The sequence below is a fragment of the Streptomyces sp. NPDC007901 genome (genome assembly GCF_042959465.1).
Taxonomy (GTDB): domain Bacteria; phylum Actinomycetota; class Actinomycetes; order Streptomycetales; family Streptomycetaceae; genus Streptomyces.
In genome coordinates this window covers 495,737-516,040 of sequence record NZ_JBIBKW010000002.1, presented here as the reverse complement: position 1 = coordinate 516,040, position 20,304 = coordinate 495,737, and the positions used below count along the sequence as shown (strand labels likewise).

19 protein-coding genes and 1 riboswitch are annotated in these 20,304 nt (G+C 68.8%); of the genes, 5 read left to right on the top strand and 14 right to left on the bottom strand.

Annotation, left to right across the window (positions count from 1 at the left end; translation table 11 throughout):
- Positions 1–397: 397 nt before the first annotated feature.
- The 3 genes from ACFZDK_RS08085 to ACFZDK_RS08075 form a co-directional block, all read right to left on the bottom strand.
- Positions 398–1,432, bottom strand: a complete 1,035-nt coding sequence (locus ACFZDK_RS08085) for an NlpC/P60 family protein (RefSeq protein ID WP_390970906.1) — start codon at positions 1,430–1,432, stop codon at positions 398–400.
- Positions 1,433–1,643: 211 nt separating this feature from the next.
- The gene (locus ACFZDK_RS08080) at positions 1,644–2,987 is read right to left on the bottom strand and encodes an NYN domain-containing protein (protein WP_390970904.1); all 1,344 of its coding nucleotides are present in this window, start codon (positions 2,985–2,987) and stop codon (positions 1,644–1,646) included.
- A 39-nt stretch (positions 2,988–3,026) separates the two neighbouring features.
- A complete protein-coding gene (locus ACFZDK_RS08075; protein WP_207821641.1) occupies positions 3,027–3,266 on the bottom strand; it encodes a hypothetical protein in 240 nt (79 codons plus the stop codon).
- 153 nt (positions 3,267–3,419) lie between these two features.
- On the opposite strand from ACFZDK_RS08075, the gene ACFZDK_RS08070 reads away from it, so the two are divergent.
- Positions 3,420–4,163, top strand: coding sequence for a rhomboid family intramembrane serine protease (locus tag ACFZDK_RS08070; RefSeq protein ID WP_390970902.1), 744 nt, complete (start codon positions 3,420–3,422; stop codon positions 4,161–4,163).
- On the top strand, positions 4,160–4,441 hold the full coding sequence (locus ACFZDK_RS08065; RefSeq protein ID WP_390970900.1) for an Lrp/AsnC ligand binding domain-containing protein: 282 nt from the start codon (positions 4,160–4,162) through the stop codon (positions 4,439–4,441). The genes ACFZDK_RS08070 and ACFZDK_RS08065 overlap by 4 nt, the downstream gene beginning before the upstream one ends.
- 164 nt (positions 4,442–4,605) lie before the next feature.
- On the opposite strand, the gene ACFZDK_RS08060 is transcribed toward ACFZDK_RS08065, so the two are convergent.
- From ACFZDK_RS08060 to ACFZDK_RS08035, 6 genes are all read right to left on the bottom strand, one after another.
- On the bottom strand, positions 4,606–5,982 hold the full coding sequence (locus ACFZDK_RS08060) for an aminotransferase class V-fold PLP-dependent enzyme (protein WP_390970898.1): 1,377 nt from the start codon (positions 5,980–5,982) through the stop codon (positions 4,606–4,608).
- 164 nt (positions 5,983–6,146) lie between these two features.
- A riboswitch (SAM riboswitch) is annotated at positions 6,147–6,263 on the bottom strand.
- A 105-nt stretch (positions 6,264–6,368) separates the two neighbouring features.
- Positions 6,369–7,433 carry an anthranilate phosphoribosyltransferase gene (trpD, locus tag ACFZDK_RS08055; protein ID WP_390970896.1) on the bottom strand — a complete coding sequence of 355 codons (1,065 nt, stop codon included), beginning with the start codon at positions 7,431–7,433 and terminating at the stop codon, positions 6,369–6,371.
- Between the two features lie 133 nt (positions 7,434–7,566).
- Positions 7,567–9,204 carry a cytochrome b N-terminal domain-containing protein gene (locus ACFZDK_RS08050; protein ID WP_390970894.1) on the bottom strand — a complete coding sequence of 546 codons (1,638 nt, stop codon included), beginning with the start codon at positions 9,202–9,204 and terminating at the stop codon, positions 7,567–7,569.
- Complete coding sequence (locus ACFZDK_RS08045) at positions 9,201–10,259, bottom strand: Rieske 2Fe-2S domain-containing protein (protein WP_355723377.1); 1,059 nt, start codon at positions 10,257–10,259, stop codon at positions 9,201–9,203. The genes ACFZDK_RS08050 and ACFZDK_RS08045 overlap by 4 nt, the downstream gene beginning before the upstream one ends.
- The gene (locus tag ACFZDK_RS08040; RefSeq protein WP_390970892.1) at positions 10,256–11,068 is read right to left on the bottom strand and encodes a c-type cytochrome; all 813 of its coding nucleotides are present in this window, start codon (positions 11,066–11,068) and stop codon (positions 10,256–10,258) included. The genes ACFZDK_RS08045 and ACFZDK_RS08040 overlap by 4 nt, the downstream gene beginning before the upstream one ends.
- Before the next feature lie 76 nt (positions 11,069–11,144).
- Entirely contained in the window at positions 11,145–11,765 is a 621-nt protein-coding gene (locus ACFZDK_RS08035; RefSeq protein ID WP_355723383.1) for a heme-copper oxidase subunit III, read from the bottom strand.
- A gap of 178 nt (positions 11,766–11,943) precedes the next feature.
- Here ACFZDK_RS08035 and ACFZDK_RS08030 point away from each other — a divergent pair, with 178 nt between their 5' ends.
- Positions 11,944–12,345 (top strand): hypothetical protein, encoded by a 402-nt coding sequence (locus ACFZDK_RS08030; RefSeq protein ID WP_390970888.1) that lies wholly within the window; start codon positions 11,944–11,946, stop codon positions 12,343–12,345.
- A 101-nt stretch (positions 12,346–12,446) separates the two neighbouring features.
- Here the strand turns inward: ACFZDK_RS08030 and ACFZDK_RS08025 are convergent, their stop codons facing one another.
- The 4 genes from ACFZDK_RS08025 to coxB all read right to left on the bottom strand — a co-directional run bounded on the left by ACFZDK_RS08025 (position 12,447) and on the right by coxB (position 16,951).
- A complete protein-coding gene (locus tag ACFZDK_RS08025; RefSeq protein ID WP_390970887.1) occupies positions 12,447–13,709 on the bottom strand; it encodes an Ig-like domain-containing protein in 1,263 nt (420 codons plus the stop codon).
- A 154-nt stretch (positions 13,710–13,863) separates the two neighbouring features.
- Entirely contained in the window at positions 13,864–14,262 is a 399-nt protein-coding gene (locus ACFZDK_RS08020; RefSeq protein WP_355723390.1) for a cytochrome c oxidase subunit 4, read from the bottom strand.
- The gene (gene ctaD, locus ACFZDK_RS08015) at positions 14,259–15,992 is read right to left on the bottom strand and encodes a cytochrome c oxidase subunit I (RefSeq protein WP_390970885.1); all 1,734 of its coding nucleotides are present in this window, start codon (positions 15,990–15,992) and stop codon (positions 14,259–14,261) included. Before ctaD ends, ACFZDK_RS08020 begins: the two co-directional genes overlap by 4 nt.
- Positions 15,989–16,951 (bottom strand): cytochrome c oxidase subunit II, encoded by a 963-nt coding sequence (coxB, locus tag ACFZDK_RS08010; RefSeq protein ID WP_355723396.1) that lies wholly within the window; start codon positions 16,949–16,951, stop codon positions 15,989–15,991. The genes ctaD and coxB overlap by 4 nt, the downstream gene beginning before the upstream one ends.
- Before the next feature lie 324 nt (positions 16,952–17,275).
- Here coxB and ACFZDK_RS08005 point away from each other — a divergent pair, with 324 nt between their 5' ends.
- Positions 17,276–18,655, top strand: coding sequence for an aminotransferase class V-fold PLP-dependent enzyme (locus ACFZDK_RS08005; protein WP_390970882.1), 1,380 nt, complete (start codon positions 17,276–17,278; stop codon positions 18,653–18,655).
- 106 nt (positions 18,656–18,761) lie between these two features.
- Here the strand turns inward: ACFZDK_RS08005 and ACFZDK_RS08000 are convergent, their stop codons facing one another.
- The gene (locus tag ACFZDK_RS08000) at positions 18,762–19,736 is read right to left on the bottom strand and encodes a PfkB family carbohydrate kinase (RefSeq protein WP_390970880.1); all 975 of its coding nucleotides are present in this window, start codon (positions 19,734–19,736) and stop codon (positions 18,762–18,764) included.
- Between the two features lie 133 nt (positions 19,737–19,869).
- Between ACFZDK_RS08000 and ACFZDK_RS07995 the strand changes: the two genes are divergently transcribed.
- Complete coding sequence (locus tag ACFZDK_RS07995; protein ID WP_093503947.1) at positions 19,870–20,079, top strand: hypothetical protein; 210 nt, start codon at positions 19,870–19,872, stop codon at positions 20,077–20,079.
- The last annotated feature ends 225 nt before the right edge of the window (positions 20,080–20,304 follow it).

Below are 20,304 nucleotides of genomic sequence, written 5' to 3'. Positions count from 1 at the left end.
CGGTCTCCCCGGGTACAGGGGGAAACGCGCCAGCCATTGACGCCCTCCCCCACCCGAAGGCGGGGAATTCCGGTCCGCACCGCACAGCGGTGCCACCACGGGTTCCTGTTTCACAGGCCGCCGCCAACCCGTGTGGGCTGGTCCTGCGCGACCTCCGCAGGCGTGACATTCCGCCCGTCCGGCGGTAGGTCCGACAACTCGGTCGCCGAACGCGGCGATGCTAGCCATACGACCGGCCAACGGCCAAAGACCTCCACGGCCACGCAAAGGTGACGCCCCGCCGCTGACGCAGGTCACCGGCGGGGCGTGGAGTCAGTATGGGTTGCCGCGATTCGCCCGTTCGGGCGCAACGTCGAGTTGATCTTCGGCCGTACGGGGTCCGCTTGACCGGATGGGGTCAGATCCGGACGCCGAACTCGAACGTCATGTTGCTGATCGACTCGTAGCGGACCACGGCGCCGGTGTGCGGGGCGTGCAGCACCTGGCCGTTGCCGGCGTAGAGGCCGACGTGGTGGTAGTCGCCGTAGAAGATGACCAGGTCGCCGACCTTGAGGTCGCTCTGGCTGTAGATGCGGGTGCCGGCGTTGGCCTGGGCCTCGGAGGTGCGCGGGATGGTGACGCCGGCCTGGGCGTAGGCCCAGGAGGTCAGGCCCGAGCAGTCGAAGGAGGAGGGTCCGGAGGCGCCGTAGACGTAGGGCGAGCCGATCACGGACTGGGCGGCGGCGAAGGCGGCGGCGGCCCGGCTGGAGGCGGAGCCGGTGTTGCCGAGGTCCACGCGGGAGGAGGCGCGGCTGGCGGCCTGGGCCTGCTCGGCGTCGAGCGCGGCCTTCTCCTTGGCCGTCAGGGTGTTGAGCAGTTTCTGCGCGTCGGCGAGTTTGGACTGGACGGCGCTCTTCTGCTTGGCCAGCTCGGTGCGGGTGGCGGAGAGGTCCTTGAGCTTGTCGGTGGCCTCTGCCCGCTCCTGGGCGAGTTCGCGCTGTTTGTCCTGAATCTTCTTGAGGGCCTCGACCTGCTGGCTGCTCAACTGGTCGAGCGTGGAGGCCTTGTCGAGGTAGTCGTCCGGGTCGGACGAGAGGAAGAGCTGGACGGACGGGTCTATGCCGCCCGAGCGGTACTGCGCGGTCGCCATCGAACCGAGGCTGTCCCGCAGCTTGTTGAGATCCGCCTGACCACGGGCCACGTTGTCCTGGATCGTGGAGATTTCCTTCTGCAGCTTCTGCTGCTTCTCCTTGGCGCCGTCCAGCTTCTCGGTGGCCTGCTCGGCCTCCTCGTAGAGCTTGTCGACCTTGGCCTTGACCTCGTCCTTGCTCAGCTTCTCGCTGGGCGCCGCGTTGGCGGCGTTGGCGCTGAGGACTACGGCGGCGGCCGCTGCGGTGGTGAGCACGGTCACGCGCGCACGGCTCTGCTGCTTGGGTCGACGATGGGACGCCACGGAGACGGGCTCCTTCGTTTGAGTGATCACCCGTGTGGAGGTTCGAGCCCAGACCCTAGTGACCCTCCTGTGATCAGTTCAAATCCCAACAGCCAAAAATCTGGTCACGCAACACACTCTTTGCACATAACTAACGTCCCGTGATGCTCGATTGACCCTACGTTGCGTGACGATCCGAATAATTCGGGCATTGCATATGCATGTTGAACGTTCAGGACAGTCGCTTCAGAAGCATCGCAGAAGCCACCGGACGGGCACCGGCCCGCGCGACCCCGTCGGCGACCTCGCGGTCGGTCGAGGCGACGATCACCGGGCGGCCCGGCGGCTCGGCGCGCACCAGCTGGCGGATCAGCTCGTCCGCCGTGACACCGGGCTTCGAGAAGAGCACCCTGACCCCGCGCGGCGGGGCGAGCAGCACCGGGGCGGCCAGTTCCGCGCCGTCGAAGACACAGGTGACCTCGGCGCCGGTCTGCGCGGCGAGCTGAGAGAGCTGGCCGAGCAGCCGCAGCCGCTGCTTCTCCAGCGGCATCTGCGGATAGCCGGTCTTGGTCACGTTGTAGCCGTCGACGACCAGGTGCGCCTGCGGCAGGGCGAGCAGCTGGTCGAGGACGGCCGGGTCGTGCTCGGACAGCGCCCGGGCGGCGATGTCCTTCGGCGTCATCCGTCCGGGCTCGACCGCGTCCACCGTGTCGGCGGGACGCAGCGACACCGGCGGCAGGGCCAGCTCGCGGCGCAGCCCCTGAGCCGCGTCCAGGACGGTGTCGAGCAGCAGCCGCAGCCGCATGTCCTCGACGCTGCGGCCCTCGCGGGCGGCCCGGCGGCTGGCCTCCAGGGCGGCCTCCACCTCGCCGAGCCGGGCCTTGAGCCGCCGGCTCTCGCTCTCGGCGGCGGACACCTGCGCCTGCCCCTCGGCCCGCCCGGCCTCCATCTCGGCCTGCAGCTTGCGCAGGGCGGCCTCGCCCCGCTTGACGTCACTGAGGGCGGCCCGCAGCTTGCGGTGAAGCGATTCCGCTTCCTTCTTCGCCGCCTCCAGCTCGGTGCGCAGCCGCTCCGTCTCGCCACGGGTCTGCTCCCGGGCCCGGTCCAGCTCCTCGCGCAGCCGCTCCAGCTCGGCGCGGCTCTCCTCGTCGGCCCGCTCGGCGTCGGCCCGCAGGGCCTCCTCGCCGGCCGCCGTCACGAGCTTCACCCAGCCCGTGGGACGCAGTACATAGGCCGCGGCCGCCACATCGAGCGGGTCCGCGGCCGGGGGCGGGGAGCCGGAGTCCAGGGCGCCGGCGAGTTCCGGCTGGGCCTCTCTCAGCTTCTCCCCGATCCGCTGCCGGAAGAGGGTGTCGGTCTCCAGCGCGGCCGCCATGGCGTTCCCGGCGAACTTGGCCCGCCGATTGGGGGCGAACCGGGCGTACTGCCTGAGCTGTGCGGGCAGTTCGGCGAGGGTCAGCCCGCCGAAGCCGTCCGACACGATCTGTACGACCCGCCGCCGCACGCCGTCGGGCAACGGACGGTCAAGCACCTCGGCGGTGCCGTCGCCCGGCCCCCCGCCTGTGGTCTCCACCATCCGTCACACCCCATCACCTGTTGGGGCCGCCTCCCGGTCTCAGGAGTCGGCACCCGGCCTGTCCACGAGTTCCACCTGGTCCACCGCGTTGCACCAGCGGCAGCGCACCGACTCGATGGTCTCACTGACCACCTCGCGCTCCTCGACCTTGGGCTCTCCGGCCAGGTCGAGGTGGAGGTACTCCACGACCTTCGACGAGCGGGTCACGTCGAAGCGCGTGAGGTTGCCGCAGAGGGTGCAGCGCCACCGCGTCGTGGCGGTCGGCAGGGGAACCGTCATCGTGGCTTGTTCGCTTCCTTCTAGTGTCCGTGACGCGCCGTCCTGACGCGTGTGGCTCGTTACCCTACGGCCTGGCGGGTACTCGACGCCGCCCCGTCCATGGCGGCGAGGCGATCTGCACCACTGCGTCCGGTTACGCCATGCTCTATGTCCATGATCGGCAACCGGAACACGACGGCCGCCCGGACCCTGCGGAGCCTGAGGGGCACGTCGGCGCCCATGACGTACACGCTGATCGCGGTGTGCTGCCTGATCTTCCTGCTCGGCCCCGCCTCCGGCTTCACCCCGTCCTACGGCACCGGGGACGCCCTGGCGGCGGCGCAGCGGGCGTACTTCCGGCGCTGGGGCGTGGTCCCCGCCGACCTGTTCGACGGCCCGGCGCGGGAGGCGCTCACCCCGGCCACGGCGCTGTTCATCCACGGCAGCTGGGTGCACCTGCTCGGCAACATGCTCTTCCTCTTCGTCTTCGGGGCGATGACCGAGGAGCGGATGGGCCGCGTGGAGTTCACCCTCTTCTACCTCGGCTGCGGCTATCTCGCGCTGCTCGGCTACGCGGCCGCCAACGCCTCGTCCCAGCAGTCGCTGGTGGGGGCGTCCGGGGCGATCTCGGCGGTCCTCGGAGCGTTCCTGTACCTGTTCCCCAGCGCCCGCGTGACCAGTCTTCTCCCTTTCCTCTTCTTCCTGCCCCTGCGCTTCCCGGCCTGGGTGGTACTCCCCTTCTGGGCGGCCCTGCAGTGGCTCGCCCTGGGCCAGGCCCCCGCCGGCCCCGGCGTGGCCTACCTCGCCCACGTGGTCGGCTTCGGACTCGGCTTCGGCTACGCGTGGGTCCGGTACGGCCGTACGACTAAAGTGAGGACCGCCCCAGCCCCGGCACCCGAGGGAGAGAACCAGCCGTGATCACCGCGATCGTCCTCATCAAGACCAGCGTGGACCGGATCCCCGAGATCGCGGAACAGATCGCCTCGCTGGAGAGCGTCAGCGAGGTCTTCTCCGTCACCGGCACGTACGACCTGATCGCCATGGTCCGGGTGCAGCAGCACGAGGACCTGGCCGAGGTCATCCCCGGCCGCATCAGCAAGATCCCCGGCGTGGAGGGCACCGACACGCACGTCGCGTTCCGCACGTACTCCCAGCACGACCTGGAGGCGGCGTTCGCGATCGGCCTGGACAGCTAGAAAACACCGCCGTCTGCAGCGCGCCCCGAAGGGGCGTTGGGGGTACCCCCAGCCTTCGGCTGGGGGAGGAACTGCGCGCTCAGCCCCCACCGGCCCGCAGGATCGTGGTCGACCGCGGGTGCGTCGTGGCTGGTCGCGCAGTTCCCCGCGCCCCTTGAGGTAAGTCAGCTCACCGCCGGGACACAGCGGCCGTCCTCGGTCCGGTACGACCACTTGGCGCCGTCGGTCACCAGCTCGCGTACCGCCGTCACGAAGCGCTCCACGTGCTCGTCCGGCGTTCCGGCGCCGAAGCTCACCCGGATGGCGTTGAGGGACTTCTCGCCCGGTGCCGCCTCCGGCGCCCCGCACTCGCCCTGGGTCTGGGGGTCGGAGCCCAGGAGGGTCCTGACCAGCGGGTGGGCGCAGAAGAGGCCGTCGCGGACGCCGATGCCGTACTCGGCGGAGAGGGCGGCGGCGAAGTGGCTGCTGTTCCAGCCGTCCACCACGAAGCTGATCACGCCGACGCGCGGGGCGTCGTCGCCGAAGAGGGAGAGGACCCGGACCTGCGGGACCTCGGCCAGTCCCGCCCGCACCGTCTCGATCAGGTGCCGCTCGCGGGCGACCAGCGTGTCGAAGCCGGCCTCGGTGAGCGCCTTGCAGGCGGAGGCGATGGAGTAGGCGCCGATGACGTTGGGCGAGCCGGCCTCGTGCCGCGCCGCGCTCTCGTGCCACTCCACGGCCACTCCCCCGTCCTCGCGCCGGGTGACCTTGCGGCTGGCGCCGCCGCCGGCGAGGTAGGGCTCGGCGGCCTGGAGCCAGTCGGCGCGGCCGGCGAGGACGCCGGAGCCGAAGGGGGCGTACAGCTTGTGGCCGGAGAAGGCGACCCAGTCGACGTCCAGGTCGCGGACGGACACGGGGTGGTGCGGGGCCAGCTGGGCCGCGTCCAGGACGATCCGGGCGCCGTGCGCGTGCGCGGCCGCCGCGAGCTCCCGTACGGGCCACAGCTCGCCGGTGACGTTGGACGCGCCGGTGACACAGACCAGGGCCGGGCCGTAGGGGTCGCGGTCGGCGAGGGCGCGCTCCAGGGTCTCGACGGCCTGGCGCGGGGTGCGGGGCGCGTTCAGGTAGGTGACCCGGGCGTCCTGCCACGGCAGCAGGGAGGCGTGGTGCTCGGTCTCGAAGACGAAGACCTGGCAGTCGGCGGGGAGGGCGCGGGCCAGGAGGTTCAGGGAGTCCGTGGTGGAGCGGGTGAAGACCAGCTGGTCTTCGGGGCGGCAGTCGAGGAACTCGGCGACGGTCCTGCGGGCGTTCTCGAAGAGGTCCGTGGAGAGCTGGGAGAGGTAGCCGGCGCCGCGGTGGACGCTGCCGTAGTAGGGCGCGTACGCCGCCACGTCGTCCCAGACCCGCTGGAGGGCGGGGGCGCTGGCCGCGTAGTCGAGGGCGGCGTAGGTGACCTCGCCGCCGGTGACCAGCGGGACGGTGACATCCCGGCCCAGAACGGGCAGCGGCCCCGAAATGTCACTGCAAACGGACTGGGCGGAGGCAGCGGTGGAGACAGACATGGCGGAACTCCTGTGAGGGTAAGCGGAACCACCGCGCCGGACGGTGTGTCGACGGCACGGGGAAAGCTGAAAAGGGGTACGCGGAGGCGGGGCTCTACGCCCTATCGCATTCGCTTGCTCACAGAAGGCTCCCTCGTACGACCAGGACCCCTGGTGTGTCGAGGGGTCCGCGCTTGCCGTAGACCTCGCTGCCTACGACCTGGTCTTCACCCGGGGCACCCCGCCACGGACGGAGGGTTGCCGGACAGTCGGCCGGGGCCTCATGACTGTCACTCATGACCTGGGAAGAAAAGTAGGGGAAGTGATCGCCGCCGCGCAACTTCTGTCCGGATGACGGAACGGGACCCGGCGGTGCCGGGCCCCGTCCTGGTCCCCTGCTGGTCGGCCTACTTGTTCGTCGCCGCCGCCCAGCGTTCCAGTGCGCGCTTGGCCGCGCCGGAGTCGATGGAGTCGGCGGCCTTGTCCATGCCCGCGCGGAGCTGCTCGGCCAGTGTGCCCGGGCCCGGGTCGAGGGCGACCAGGGCCGCCGCCGAGTTGAGGAGCACCGCGTCCCGTACCGGGCCCTGGTCGCCGTCCAGGAGCCTGCGGGCGACCTCCGCGTTGTACGACGGGTCGCCGCCTCGCAGGGCCTCCACCGGGACCAGGTCGATGCCGACGTCACGGGGGTCGAAGGTCTGCTCGGTGACCTTGCCGTCGCGGACGATCCAGACGTGGGACGTGGCGGTCGTGGTGAGTTCGTCGAGGCCGTCGTCGCCGCGGAAGACCAGGGAGGAGTTGCCGCGTTCCGCGAAGACGCCCGCGACGACGGGGGCCATGCGCGGGTCTGCGACGCCGACCGCCTGGGCCCGCACCTGCGCGGGGTTGGTCAGCGGGCCGAGGATGTTGAAGACCGTGCGGATGCCCAACTGGCCGCGCGCGGCGCCCGCGTGACGCAGCGCCGGGTGGAACTTGACGGCGAAGCAGAAGGTGATGCCCGCCTCCTCGGCGACCTCGGCGACCCGCTGCGGGGTCAGGTCGAGGTTGACGCCGAGCTTCTCCAGGACGTCCGAGGCCCCGGACGCGGAGGAGGCGGCGCGGTTGCCGTGCTTGACGACCTTCGCGCCGGTGCCGGCCACCACCAGCGCCGACATCGTGGAGATGTTCACCGTCTTCGCGCCGTCACCGCCGGTCCCGACGATGTCGACCGTGCGGCCCGGCACCTCGATGAGGTTGGCGTGCTCGTACATCGTGCGGACCAGGCCGTTGATCTCCTCGACCGTCTCGCCCTTGGCCCGCAGCGCGACCACGAAGCCGGCGATCTGGGCGTCGGTCGCCTGACCGCGCATGATCTGGTCCATCGCCCAGGCCGTCGCGTCGGCGCTCTGGTCCTGGCCGTACAGCAGCGCGTTCAGTACCTCGGGCCAGGAACGGGCCGCCGCGGTGTCGCCTCCAGCGGGGGTCACAGCGCTCATAAGGCCGCTCCTGATCGTCGTACCGGGAAATGGTGCCTGTGAGGCCTACCCTATCCAGCCCCGGCCACCGCGAAGGGCCCCCGTCCGGTGTACGGACGGGGGCCCTTCGGCTGTGGCGTGGCGACGCCGTCGATCAGTGGTGGCCGTGGCCGCTGGTGATCTCCTTGTACTCCTCGACGGACGGCTTCGGGATCTGGTTGTCCTCGCCGTAGTAGGCGTTGCTCAGCTTGGCGCGGAGCTTCTCGGACCCCTTGATCTTGCGCTCGACACCGTTCTCGTCGACCGCCGGGCCGATCTGGGCCGGCTCGTACTGGTGGTGCGCCGTGAGGGTGTGCAGCTGCTCCTGCGAGAGCGGCTCGTGGATCTCGACGAACTCACCGTGCGGCAGCCGCTTGATGATGCCGGTCTCGCGGCCGTGCAGCACCTTCTCCTTGTCGCGGCGCTGCAGACCGAGGCAGATCCGCTTGGTGACGATGAACGCGATCACCGGTCCGGCGAAGAAGAAGATCCGGACGAACCAGGTCACGTCGTTGATCGACAGGTGGAAGTGGGTGGCGATGAGGTCGTTGCCACCACCGACCAGGCCCACCATGTACACGGTGATCCAGGCGACACCGAAACCGGTGCGGGTCGGGGCGTTGCGCGGGCGGTCCAGGATGTGGTGCTCGCTCTTGTCGCCGGTGACCCAGGACTCGATGAACGGGTAGAGCGCGATCGCACCCAGGACCAGACCGAACAGGACCAGTGGGATGAACACGCCCAGGACCAGGGTGTGGCCCCAGAAGTTGATCTCCCAGCCCGGCATGTAGCGGATCAGACCCTCGGCGAAGCCCATGTACCAGTCGGGCTGGGCGCCGGTGGACACCTGGTCCGGACGGTAGGGGCCCATGGCCCAGATCGGGTTGATCTGGGTGGTCGCCGCGATGGCCGCGATGACACCGAAGACCAGGAAGAAGAAGCCTCCGGCCTTGGCCATGTAGACCGGCAGCAGCGGCATGCCGACGACGTTCTTCTCGGTCTTTCCGGGGCCCGCGAACTGCGTGTGCTTGTGGTAGAAGACCAGGATCAGGTGGCCCACCATCAGGCCGAGCATGATGCCCGGCAGCAGCAGGATGTGGATCGAGTAGAACCGCGCCACGAAGTCGTGGCCGGGGAACTCGCCGCCGAAGAGGAAGTACGAGATGTACGTGCCGACGATCGGCATCGACAGGATGGCGCCCTCGGTGAAGCGGACACCGGTGCCGGAGAGCAGGTCGTCCGGGAGCGAGTAACCGGTGAAGCCGGTGAACATGCCCAGGACGAACAGCAGGAAGCCGAACAGCCAGTTGATCTCACGCGGCTTGCGGAACGCGCCCGTGAAGAACACGCGCATCATGTGCACGAACATGCCGGCGAGGAAGATCAGCGCGGCCCAGTGGTGGATCTGCCGGATGAGCAGACCACCGCGCACGTCGAAGGAGATGTGCAGGGTCGAGTTGAACGCCTCGGACATCAGCTGTCCCTGGAGCGGGACGTAGCTGCCGTGGTACACCACCTCGTTCATCGACGGGTGGAAGAACAGCGTCAGGTACACACCCGTCAGGATGATGATGATGAAGCTGTACATGCACACTTCGCCCAACATGAACGACCAGTGGTCGGGGAAGATCTTGCGCATGTTGGACTTGGCCAGGGAGTAGATCCCGAGCCGTCCGTCGGCCCAGTCGGCGACACGCTCGCCGGCCGGTGCCTTCCCGCGTTCGCGGGACTCGGTGTTCTCTGTAGTGCTCATCCGCGCTCCCAGAAGGCAGGACCGACGGGCTCGTCGAAGTCGCCGAGCGCCTGGAGGTAGCCCTCCTCGCTCACGCCGATGCGCAGCTGCGGCAGGGCGTGGCCGGCCGGGCCGAAGATCACTCGGGCTCCGTCGGAGAGGTCGAAGGTGGACTGGTGGCACGGGCAGAGCACGTGGTGGGTCTGCTGCTCGTACAGCGAGATCGGGCAGCCCACGTGGGTGCAGATCTTCGAGTAGGCGACGATGCCCTCGTGCGACCACTCGAGCTCGCGCTTGTCCTTGATGTTGTCCGGCTGCAGCCGGATGATCATCAGGGCCGCCTTCGCCATGACGTTCTGGAAGTCCTCCTGGTCTTCCTCGACGCCCTCGGGCTTGGCGAACGTCAGGGAGCCGACGGCGACGTCGGAGGGACGCAGCGGCTCGTTGGTGTTCATGTTGACGAGCAGCTTGCCCTTCGACCACGCCGTGTGGCGCAGCGAGGTGCCGGGCAGCGGGCCGAGGTCACGCAGCAGCACGACACCGGAGAGCGGGACCAGGGTCAGCGCGCCGAACATCGTGGTGCGGATCAGCTTGCGCCGGCCGATCGCCGACTCCTTGGCACCCTGCTTGAAGTCGGCCAGGACCTTGGCCTTGACCTCCGGCTCGGCCGAGATGGCGTGCCGCTCGTCTGCGACCTCCACGTCGGACATCAGGGTGCGGGCCCAGTGGACCGCGCCCGCGCCGATGCAGAACAGCGCCGCCCCGAGGGTCAGGCCCAGGGCGAAGTTCAGCGCGCTGATGTGACCGAGGGGGAAGACGAAGATCGCCTTGTCCTTCGGGATCGTCACATAGGACGCGATGAAGCCGACGGTGGCCAGCATCGACACCGTGAACAGCAGGGCGACGACGCGCTCGGACCGCTTGGCGGCCCGCTCGTCGATGTCCTGGATCCGGTGCTCGTGGGGCGGCAGACCCGGGTCCGCGAACGGGTTCTTCTCGTCCGCGACGCTCACGGCGCCGTGCGCGTGGTCCTGCTCAGCGGGCAGGTTCTCTTCTGGAATGTCTTGGCTACTCATGACTTCTTGGCCTTTGCGGTCCGAGCGGCGACCCAGACGGCGACCGCGATCAGCAGACCGAGACCGAAGATCCACGCGAACAGACCCTCACTGACCGGCCCGAGGCCGCCCAGGTTGAGACCGCCGGGGTTCACCGTCTTGCTGCTGTTGACCGAGTCGAGGTACGCGATGATGTCCTTCTTGTTCTTCTCGGACAGCGTCGTGTCGGGGAAGGACGGCATGTTCTGCGGGCCCGTCTGCATGGCCTCGTAGATGTGCTTCGGGTCGACGCCCTGCAGGTCCGGGGCGAACTTGCCCTTGGTCAGCGCGCCACCCGAGCCGACGAAGTTGTGGCACTGCGCGCAGTTGGTGCGGAAGAGCTCGCCACCCGCGGCGATGTCGGCACCGTCCGGACCGAACTGGTCCTTGGTCGGCACCGAGGGACCGGCGCCCAGCGAGGCGATGTACGCCGCGAGCTGGTCGATCTGGGCCTGGGTGTAGATGTTCTTCTTCTTGACGACCTGCGGGCCCTGCGAGGTGGCGGCCGGCATACGGCCGGTGCCGACCTGGAAGTCGACGGCCGCGGCGCCCACGCCCACCAGGCTGGGGCCGTCGGACGAACCCTGACCGCCGGTGCCGTGGCAGCTGGCGCAGCCGACCGAGTAGAGCTTCTTGCCCTCCTCGATGGTCAGGGACTGGGACGTTTCATCGGCCTGCGCCTTGCCCGCGGGTGCGAGCACGGCGTACAGCCCCCCAGTGGCCGCCAGCGCGAGGAGTAGGACGACGACCGCCGCCAGCGGATGGCGTCGTCGTGCGGAGAGCTTTTTCACGGATTACCCCGGTGTCAGGATCTTCTGCGTCGATGCTTCTGGAAAGTGCGCTTCTACGGCGCGCGTGCCGGCCCGGCTACTTGATCAGGTAGATCGTGGCGAAGAGGCCGATCCAGACGACATCGACGAAGTGCCAGTAGTAGGACACGACGATGGCCGCGGTCGCCTGCTCGTGCGTGAACCTCTTCGCCGCGTAGGTGCGCCCCAGGACGAACAGGAAGGCGATGAGGCCGCCCGTCACGTGCATGCCGTGGAAGCCGGTGGTCAGGTAGAACACCGAGCCGTACGGGTCGGAGGAGAGCGAGAGCCCGTCCTTCTTGACCAGTTCGGTGTACTCGTAGATCTGACCGCCGATGAAGATCGCACCCATGATGAAGGTGACGATGAACCATCCCCGGAGCTTCTTCACGTCCCCGCGCTCGGCGGCGAACACGCCGAGCTGGCAGGTGAGGGAGGAGAGCACCAGGATCGTGGTGTTGGTCGCGGAGAACGGAAGGTTGAGATGGCTCGCCATCTCCTTCCAGTGCGCCGGACCGGTCACCGATCGCAGGGTGAAGTACATCGCGAAGAGGGCCGCGAAGAACATCAGCTCGGAACTCAGCCAAATGATGGTTCCGACGCTGGTGAGGTTCGGCCGGTTGACCGACGGGTGCGCGTGCCCGGTTTCTACTGTCGTTGCTGTCGCCACGACCGACATTATGTCGGTCGCTTATCTCGCGCTCACTCCGGGGGGTGCCGTTCGGAGTGTTCGCAGCGTGTGGACTGCCCGGATGGCCCATGGAAGCGGTGTTCCAACAGGTGTTGACGAGGTGTTCGGGGGAGTAGCATCCGGGCCATCGGTCCTGTCCGTACGACGCCGACGTCTCGGAGGAACAATGCAGCCGACCGCCACGGTGCTGGTCTACAGCGACGACTCCAACACCCGCGAGCAGGTACGGCTCGCCGCCGGCCGGCGGCCGGCTCCCGATGTGCCGTTCGTCGAGTTCCTGGAGTGCGCGACACCCGCGGCGGTCGTCGCCGAGCTGGACAAGGGCGGGATCGACGTGTGCGTGCTGGACGGCGAGGCCGTGCCGATGGGCGGCATGGGGATGTGCCGGCAGATCAAGGACGAGATCTTCAACTGCCCGCCGGTGCTGCTGCTGATCGGGCGGCCGCAGGACGCGTGGCTGGCCACGTGGAGCCGTGCGGACGCGGCTGTGACGCTGCCGGTGGAGCCGGTGGAGTTCGCGGGCGCGCTGGCCTCTCTGTTGCGGCAGAAGAGGCTGCAGAGCGCCTAGGAGAGGGCGGCGGGGCGCGGTGCGTGCGCGACTGCGGGCCGGTGGGGGCCGTTCGCGCAGTTCCCCGCGCCCCTGGCGGGGCGCTTGCCCTTGAGGGCGATTCACAGTGCGACCGGCTGCACCCTCACCGCGTCCTGCGGCTTCGGGCCGTCCGGGGTGCCGTTGATGAGGGCGCTGCCGTTGCGCCAGTCCTTCCAGGCGAGGTTCCAGTCGCCGAAGCCGTTGCCGAAGTTCTCCATCTCCTTGCCGTTGGAGTTGACGACCTTCACCAGGTCACCCGGGTGGAAGGTGTCGAAGAACCACTCGGCGTTGGAGGTGTTCATGCCGGTGCAGCCGTGGCTGACGTTCGCGTACCCCTGGGAGCCGACCGACCAGGGCGCGGCGTGGACGTACTCGCCCGACCAGGTGACCCGGGTGGCGTAGTAGACCGGCAGGTCGTACGAGTCCGAGGTGCCCTCGGCGATGCCGACCGTGCTGCCGCGCATGCGTACGAAGTACTGCTTCTCCAGGACGACCTTGACGCCGTTGCGGGTCTCGTAGCCGGGTTTGCCCGTGGTGATCGGAATGGTGTTGATCACCTTGTCGTTCTTGTAGACCGTCATCTGGTGGGCGCCGGCGTCCGTGACGGCGAGGAGCTTGTCGCCGGTGGTGATCTTCAGGGGTTTGGCCGCGCCGCCCCAGAGGCGGTCGCTGATCTTGACGCCGTCCAGGTTGCTGTGCACCTGGATGGTGGCGTGCGTGGGCCAGTACTCCTTGGGCCGGTAGTGGAGTTCCTTGTCGCTCACCCAGTACCAGGCACCGTCCACGGCGGGGATGGAGTCGACCCGGAGGCCGCGCTCGACAATGGCGCGCTGGGCCTTGTCCTTGACCTCGTGGTCGAGTTGGGCGGTGATGGGCTGGCCGACGCCGTACTGGCCCGACTGGGGGCCGAAGGTGACCTTCAGCCGCTGTTTGGTGGTGGGCACGCTGGTGTCGAAGGTGAGGACCTTGCGGCCGGGGACACCGTCCTCGTCCTCGGTACTGACCTGGACCGTGTAGTGGGCGTTGGCGGCCAGCGGGGAGGTGCTGTGCCACCGGCTGCCGTCGGCGTCGAGTTCGCCCGCCACATAGCGACCGGTGGCGTCCTGGGCCGTGACGTCCGTGATCCGGTCGTCGTCGCTCTTGGCGACGACCTCCAGGGGCTTGTCCGGATCGACTCGCTTCCCCTTGCCGGTGGGGGTGTTGAAGGAGAGCTGGTCCGCCGCGTCGTACGGCTTGCCCGCCAGCGGGTTGCCGTCCGAACCGCAGGCGGTGACGCCCGCGCCGAGGGCGATCACCAGCAGGGTGCAGCTGACGACGGTACGGGCGCACGGAGAATGACTCATATGATCACGCTATGAGATGTTTTACATACCGGCACGACAGGTAGTCCGGACGGGGGACGGACACCGCTCCGGAGACGGGAACCGGCCGGGACGACGGGAGCCCGGACCCTCCTGACGGAGGGTCCGGGCTCCCGGTGCGCTGGGCGCCGCTTGCCTACTGGGTGCGGTTCTCACCGTGGTAGTACTCGAACACCCAGCCGAAGAGGCCGATCAGGATGATGGGCACCGAGAAGTACAGCAGCCACCAGCCGACGGCGACACCGAGGAAGGCCAGCGCGCCGCCGACGCCGAGGGCGAGCGGCTGCCAGCTGTGCGGGCTGAAGAAGCCCAGCTCACCGGCGTCGTCCGCGACGTCGGCCTCCTTGTTGTCCTGGGCACCGGCGTCCACCCGCGAGGCCGTGAAGCCCAGGTAGAAGCCGATCATGATGCACAGGCCGAAGGCCAGGAAGAGCGCCGTGGTACCGGCCGGCTCCTTCGACCACACGCCATAGACGATCGCAATGGCGAGGACGAAGACGCTCAGCCACACGAACATGCGGCCCTGGATCTTCACTTGCCGGCCTCCTTGCTGCCCGTGACAGCGGCGGCGGCGTGACCGTGCTCCAGCTGCTCCAGGGCGGCGATCTCAGGGTGGTGCAGGTCGAACGCCGGCGATTCGCTGCGGATCCGCGGCAGGGTGAGGAAGTTGTGCCGCGGCGGCGGGCAGGAGGTCGCCCACTCGAGCGAACGGCCGTAGCCCCACGGGTCGTCGACCTCGACCGGCTTGCCGTACTTGGCCGTCTTCCACACGTTGTAGAGGAACGGCAGGATCGACAGGCCGAGCAGGAAGGAGCTGATCGTCGAGATCGTGTTCAGCGTGGTGAAGCCGTCGGCCGCCAGGTAGTCGGCGTAGCGGCGCGGCATACCCTCGGCGCCCAGCCAGTGCTGGACCAGGAAGGTGCCGTGGAAGCCGATGAACAGCGTCCAGAAGGTGATCTTCCCGAGCCGCTCGTCGAGCATCTTGCCCGTCATCTTCGGCCACCAGAAGTGGAAGCCGGAGAACATCGCGAAGACGACCGTACCGAACACCACGTAGTGGAAGTGGGCCACCACGAAGTACGAGTCGGAGACGTGGAAGTCCATCGGCGGCGAGGCCAGGATGACACCGGTCAGACCACCGAAGGTGAAGGTGATCAGGAAGCCGGTGGCCCAGAGCATCGGTGTCTCGAAGGACAGCGAGCCCTTCCACATGGTGCCGATCCAGTTGAAGAACTTCACACCGGTCGGGACCGCGATCAGGAAGGTCATGAAGGAGAAGAACGGCAGCAGCACACCGCCGGTGACGTACATGTGGTGCGCCCACACCGTCACGGACAGACCCGCGATCGAGATCGTGGCGGCGATCAGGCCCATGTAGCCGAACATCGGCTTACGGGAGAAGACCGGGATGACCTCGGAGATGATGCCGAAGAACGGCAGCGCGATGATGTACACCTCTGGGTGGCCGAAGAACCAGAAGAGGTGTTGCCAGAGCAGTGCTCCGCCGTTCGCCGCGTCGAAGACATGTGCCCCGAATTTCCGATCCGCCTCCAGCGCGAACAGCGCGGCGGCGAGGACGGGGAAGGCGAGCAGGACCAGTACGGCGGTCAGCAGCACGTTCCACACGAAGATCGGCATGCGGAACATGGTCATGCCCGGCGCGCGCATGCAGATGATCGTGGTGATGAAGTTGACCGCGCCCAGGATGGTGCCGAAGCCGGAGAAGGCCAGACCCATGATCCACATGTCGGCGCCGATGCCCGGCGAGCGGACCGCGTCCGACAGCGGGGAGTAGGCGAACCAGCCGAAGTCGGCCGCGCCCTGCGGGGTGAGGAAGCCGCCGACCGCGATCGTCGAGCCGAACAGGTAGAGCCAGTAGGCGAACATGTTCAGTCGCGGGAAGGCGACGTCCGGCGCGCCGATCTGGAGCGGCATGATCCAGTTCGTGAAGCCGGCGAACAGCGGCGTCGCGAACATCAGCAGCATGATCGTGCCGTGCATCGTGAACGCCTGGTTGAACTGCTCGTTCGACATGATCTGCAGACCGGGGCGAGCGAGTTCGGCGCGCATGAGCAGCGCCATCACTCCACCGATCAGGAAGAACGCGAACGACGTGACCAGATACAGCGTTCCGATGGTCTTGTGGTCGGTGGTGGTGAGCCACTTGACGACCACGTTGCCGGGCTGCTTGCGCCTGACCGGCAGCTCATCTGCGTAAGAGCCTTCAGCTGCCGCGGCACCCTGGGGTTCGTTGAGGATGCTCACAGGTTGTTCGTCTCCCGGTTCTTCTCGTGGCTCGTCTGCGCGATGCCGGCGGGAATGTAACCGGTCTGCCCCTTCTTGGCGAGGTCCTTGAGGTGCTGCTGGTAACGCTCGGGGGAGACGACCTTCACGTTGAACAGCATCCGGGAGTGGTCGACGCCGCAGAGCTCGGCACACTTGCCGAGGAAGGTGCCCTCCTGGTTGGGAGTCACCTGGAACGCGTTGGTGTGACCCGGGATGACGTCCATCTTCATCAGGAACGGCACCACCCAGAAGGAGTGGATGACGTCACGCGAGGTGAGGACGAAGCGGACGGTCTCGCCCTTGGGGAGCCAGAGCGTCGGACCGGGGTTGCCGGTCTGCGGGTTCTTCGTGCCCGGCGTACCGACGTCGTAGACACCACCGGCGGCGGCCGGGAATTCCTTCTTGAACCGGTCCGGGATGGCGGCCAGGTTCTCGTCGGTCTTCGCGTCGCCGGTGACACCGTCGACGGGCGTGATGTAGTTGAAGCCCCAGCTCCACTGGAAGCCGACCACGTTGACCGTGACGTCCGGCTTCTTGTCGGTGAGGCTGAGGAGCTTCGTCTCGTCCCGCGCGGTGAAGTAGAACAACACCGAGACGATGATGAGCGGGACCACCGTGTACAGCGCCTCGATCGGCATGTTGTACCGGGTCTGTGCCGGGACCTCGATCTTCGTGCGGCTGCGCCGGTGGAAGATGGCGCTCCAGATGATCAGACCCCACACCAGCACGCCGACGGCGAGCGCGGCGGCCCAGGAGCCCTGCCACAGGGAGAGGATCCGCGGAGCCTCTTCCGTGGTCGGGGTGGGCATACCAAGGCGGGGGAAGTCCTTGTATGTGCAACCGGTAGCGGTCGCAAGGACCAGGCCCGCGGTCATTGCCTGCAGCAGCTTCCGCCGCATCGGGCGCCGCGGCGAGCGGTCGGAGCCGTTGGGACTCACGTAGCGCCTTCCCGAGAGTCTCGCCCGGCGGTTCGGCTGCGGCCTTCTCGCTGGTCGGTCGCCGCCCTGCGTCGGGCAGGGGTTTGGATGTTTATGCGGACCAAACCCTAGCCGACGCGTTCTGGGGCTTCGCGGGGAGGGGGGCATACGCGCCGCGGGTCACTCCTTAAGGGTGGGATTGGGCGCCCAATAGCTCGGGTTGATGCGGTTTCGTGGGCGGGTGCAGGCGCGTGGGGGCTGGTCGCGCCCACGCGGCGGAGCCGCATATCGGCACAGCCCGCGCCCCTGGGGAATCGGACTCGACGGACGTTTTAACGTTGCCGTGTGTCCTACTTCGACGCAGCATCGGCTGCTCCTCTTCATCCCGTCGCCCGGCAGGCGTTGTTGGCCGCCTTGGACGACGGGTGGGCCGACCCCTCTCGTCTCTACCGGGAGGGGCGGAAGGCGCGGATGCTGCTGGACGCCGCGCGGGAGGCGGCTGCCGAGGCGGTCGGATGCCGGGCCGACGAACTGTCCTTCACCCCATCGGGGACGCGGGCGGTCCACACGGGCATCGCGGGGGCGCTGGCAGGGCGGCGTCGGACGGGACGTCACCTGATCGTGTCAGCCGTCGAACACTCCTCGGTACTCCATTCGGCCGAGGCATGGGAGGCCGACGGCGGTCAGGTGACCCAGGTTCCGGTGCGGCGGACGGGTGCGGCGGACGCCGAGTCGTACGAGACTGCCCTGCGGCCGGACACCGCGCTCGCCTGTCTCCAGTCGGCCAACCACGAGGTGGGCACGGAGCAGCCGGTGGCGGCCGTCGCCGAGGTGTGCCGGGCGGCCGGGGTGCCGTTGCTGGTGGATGCGGCGCAGTCGCTGGGGTGGGGGCGGGTCGAGGGCGGCTGGTCGCTGCTGACGGCGAGTGCGCACAAATGGGGCGGGCCGAGCGGGGTCGGGCTGCTGGTGGTGCGCAAGGGGGTGCGGTTCGCCGCCCAAGGGGCCTCGGACGAGCGGGAGTCGGGGCGGGCACCCGGCTTCGAGAACCTGCCGGCGATCGTCGCGGCGGCCGCCTCGCTGCGGGCCGTGCGGGCGGAGGCCGAGCGGGAGGCCGTACGACTGCGGGCGCTGACGGCGCGGATCCGGGCGCGGGTACCGGAGTTGGTGCCGGACGTGGAGGTGGTGGGGGACCCGGAGCGCCGGCTGCCCGGGATCGTCACCTTCTCCTGTCTCTATGTCGACGGAGAGACACTGCTCCACGAGTTGGACCGGGAGGGCTTCTCGGTCTCGTCCGGATCGTCCTGCACGAGCAGCACGCTGACGCCGAGCCATGTGCTCAAGGCGATGGGTGTGCTGAGCGAGGGGAACGTCCGGGTGTCGCTGCCGACGGGCGCGGCCGAGGCGGATGTGGAGCGGTTCCTGGAGGTGCTGCCGGGGGTGGTGGCGGGGGTACGGGAGAAGCTGGGCGCCCCGACGCCGACGGCTGCCGTACGCCAGGCGGAGGAAGTCGTCGTCGACTCACTCGGCAAGCGCTGCCCGATCCCCGTCATCGAGCTCGCGAAGGTCATCGGCACCGTGCCGGTGGGCGGCAGGGTCCGGGTCCTGTCCGACGACGAGGCGGCCCGGCTGGACATCCCGGCGTGGTGCGAGATGCGGGACCAGGAGTACGTAGGCGAGGAGCCGGCAGAGAAAGGAACGGCCTACTTGGTACGCCGGCTCACCTGAGCGGCCCTTTCAGGGGCGCGGGGCGGTAGCCGATATGCGGCTACCGCCGCGTGGGCGCGACCAGCCCCCACGCACCCGCACCCGCACCCGCACCCGCACCCGAAACTCAGGCCAGATAACCCCGAACCTCCTCGGCGGCCTCGTCCCCGTACGCCTTCGTGAACCGCTCCATGAAGTGCCCGCGCCGCAGCTGGTACTCCTGCGTCCCCACCGTCTCGATGACGAGAGTCGCCAGCATGCAGCCCACCTGAGCCGCCCGCTCCAGCGAGACCCCCCACGCGAGCCCGGACAGGAACCCGGCGCGGAACGCGTCGCCGACGCCCGTCGGGTCGGCCTTGCGCTCCTCGTCGGGACAGCCGACCTCGATCGGGTCCTCCCCCGCCCGCTCGATGCGCACGCCCCGCGCGCCCAGCGTCGTGACCCGGTGGCCGACCTTGGCGAGGATCTCCTCGTCGGTCCAGCCGGTCTTCGTCTCGATCAGACCCTTCTCGTACTCGTTGGAGAAGAGGTACGTCGCGCCCTCCAGCAGTATCCGGATCTCGTCGCCGTTCATCCGGGCGATCTGCTGGGAGAAGTCGGCGGCGAAGGGGATCGCCCGGGCCCGGCACTCCTCCGTGTGGCGGAGCATGCCCTCGGGGTCGTCCGCGCCGATCAGGACCAGGTCGAGTCCGCCGACCCGGTCGGCCACCGTCTTGAGCTCGATGAGGCGGGCCTCGCTCATCGCGCCCGTGTAGAAGGAGCCGATCTGGTTGTGGTCGGCGTCGGTCGTGCACACGAATCGCGCGGTGTGCAGGGTCTCGGAGATACGGACGGAGTCCGTGTCGACGCCGTGCCGGTCGAGCCAGGCACGGTAGTCGTCGAAGTCGAAGCCAGCCGCGCCGACCAGGATCGGCCGGGTGCCGAGCTGTCCCATGCCGAACGCGATGTTCGCGCCGACACCGCCCCGGCGCACGTCCAGGTTGTCGACCAGGAAGGACAGCGAGACCGTGTGCAGCTGGTCCGCGACGAGCTGGTCGGCGAAGCGGCCGGGGAAGGTCATGAGGTGGTCGGTGGCGATGGAGCCGGTGACTGCGATGCGCACGGCTGGGACTCTCCTGAGGGGGAGGCGTAATTGACAGTTAACGCTACCGGGTCGGCGTGGGCACCCTGAAGGTGCCAAAACTACCCGATAGTAGATCTTTCTTCGCGGCCCTCGACGTGCTTACGGTTCCGTCATGACGAACCTCAAGGTCCACGCCCCCGCTCCGGCCGACCTCGACGGCGACCTGGCGTCGCTGCGCGGTGACTGCGCGCGGATGGCCCCGCACTGGGCGGTTCCTGATCACAGCGATGCCCGTCCGGTGCCGCCGTCACTCATCCACGGGGTGACCGTGCCGAAGAAGTCCGCCAGACTCCTGGACGCGATGTCCGACTACGGCGACTGAGTCCCGCCCGGCGCGTTCCCCAGGGAACCGCGCGCTCCCCTCCCGCGTCCCATCGCCGTCCCCCGTGAAGGGGAGGCGGGATACGACACGGCAAGGAGCGATGCGGTGAAGAGCGAGCGACCCGACAACGACGAGGACGCGGCCGCCGGCACCACCGGGGAGCCCCCCGAGGCCCGGCGGGCCACGGAGTCGCCTGAGGCTGCCGAGGCCGACGCGCAGTCCGCC

Excerpts from the sequence above, each read along its gene's own strand:
- ACFZDK_RS08045 (WP_355723377.1), bottom strand. The coding sequence starts at position 10,259 with ATGAGTAGCCAAGACATTCCAGAAGAGAACCTGCCCGCTGAGCAGGAC.
- ACFZDK_RS08070 (WP_390970902.1), top strand. The coding sequence starts at position 3,420 with ATGATCGGCAACCGGAACACGACGGCCGCCCGGACCCTGCGGAGCCTG.
- trpD (WP_390970896.1), bottom strand. The coding sequence starts at position 7,433 with ATGAGCGCTGTGACCCCCGCTGGAGGCGACACCGCGGCGGCCCGTTCC.
- ACFZDK_RS07995 (WP_093503947.1), top strand. The coding sequence starts at position 19,870 with ATGACGAACCTCAAGGTCCACGCCCCCGCTCCGGCCGACCTCGACGGC.
- ACFZDK_RS08025 (WP_390970887.1), bottom strand. The coding sequence starts at position 13,709 with ATGAGTCATTCTCCGTGCGCCCGTACCGTCGTCAGCTGCACCCTGCTG.
- ACFZDK_RS08050 (WP_390970894.1), bottom strand. The coding sequence starts at position 9,204 with ATGAGCACTACAGAGAACACCGAGTCCCGCGAACGCGGGAAGGCACCG.
- ACFZDK_RS08060 (WP_390970898.1), bottom strand. The coding sequence starts at position 5,982 with ATGTCTGTCTCCACCGCTGCCTCCGCCCAGTCCGTTTGCAGTGACATT.
- ACFZDK_RS08030 (WP_390970888.1), top strand. The coding sequence starts at position 11,944 with ATGCAGCCGACCGCCACGGTGCTGGTCTACAGCGACGACTCCAACACC.
- ACFZDK_RS08035 (WP_355723383.1), bottom strand. The coding sequence starts at position 11,765 with ATGTCGGTCGTGGCGACAGCAACGACAGTAGAAACCGGGCACGCGCAC.
- ACFZDK_RS08080 (WP_390970904.1), bottom strand. The coding sequence starts at position 2,987 with ATGGTGGAGACCACAGGCGGGGGGCCGGGCGACGGCACCGCCGAGGTG.
- ACFZDK_RS08075 (WP_207821641.1), bottom strand. The coding sequence starts at position 3,266 with ATGACGGTTCCCCTGCCGACCGCCACGACGCGGTGGCGCTGCACCCTC.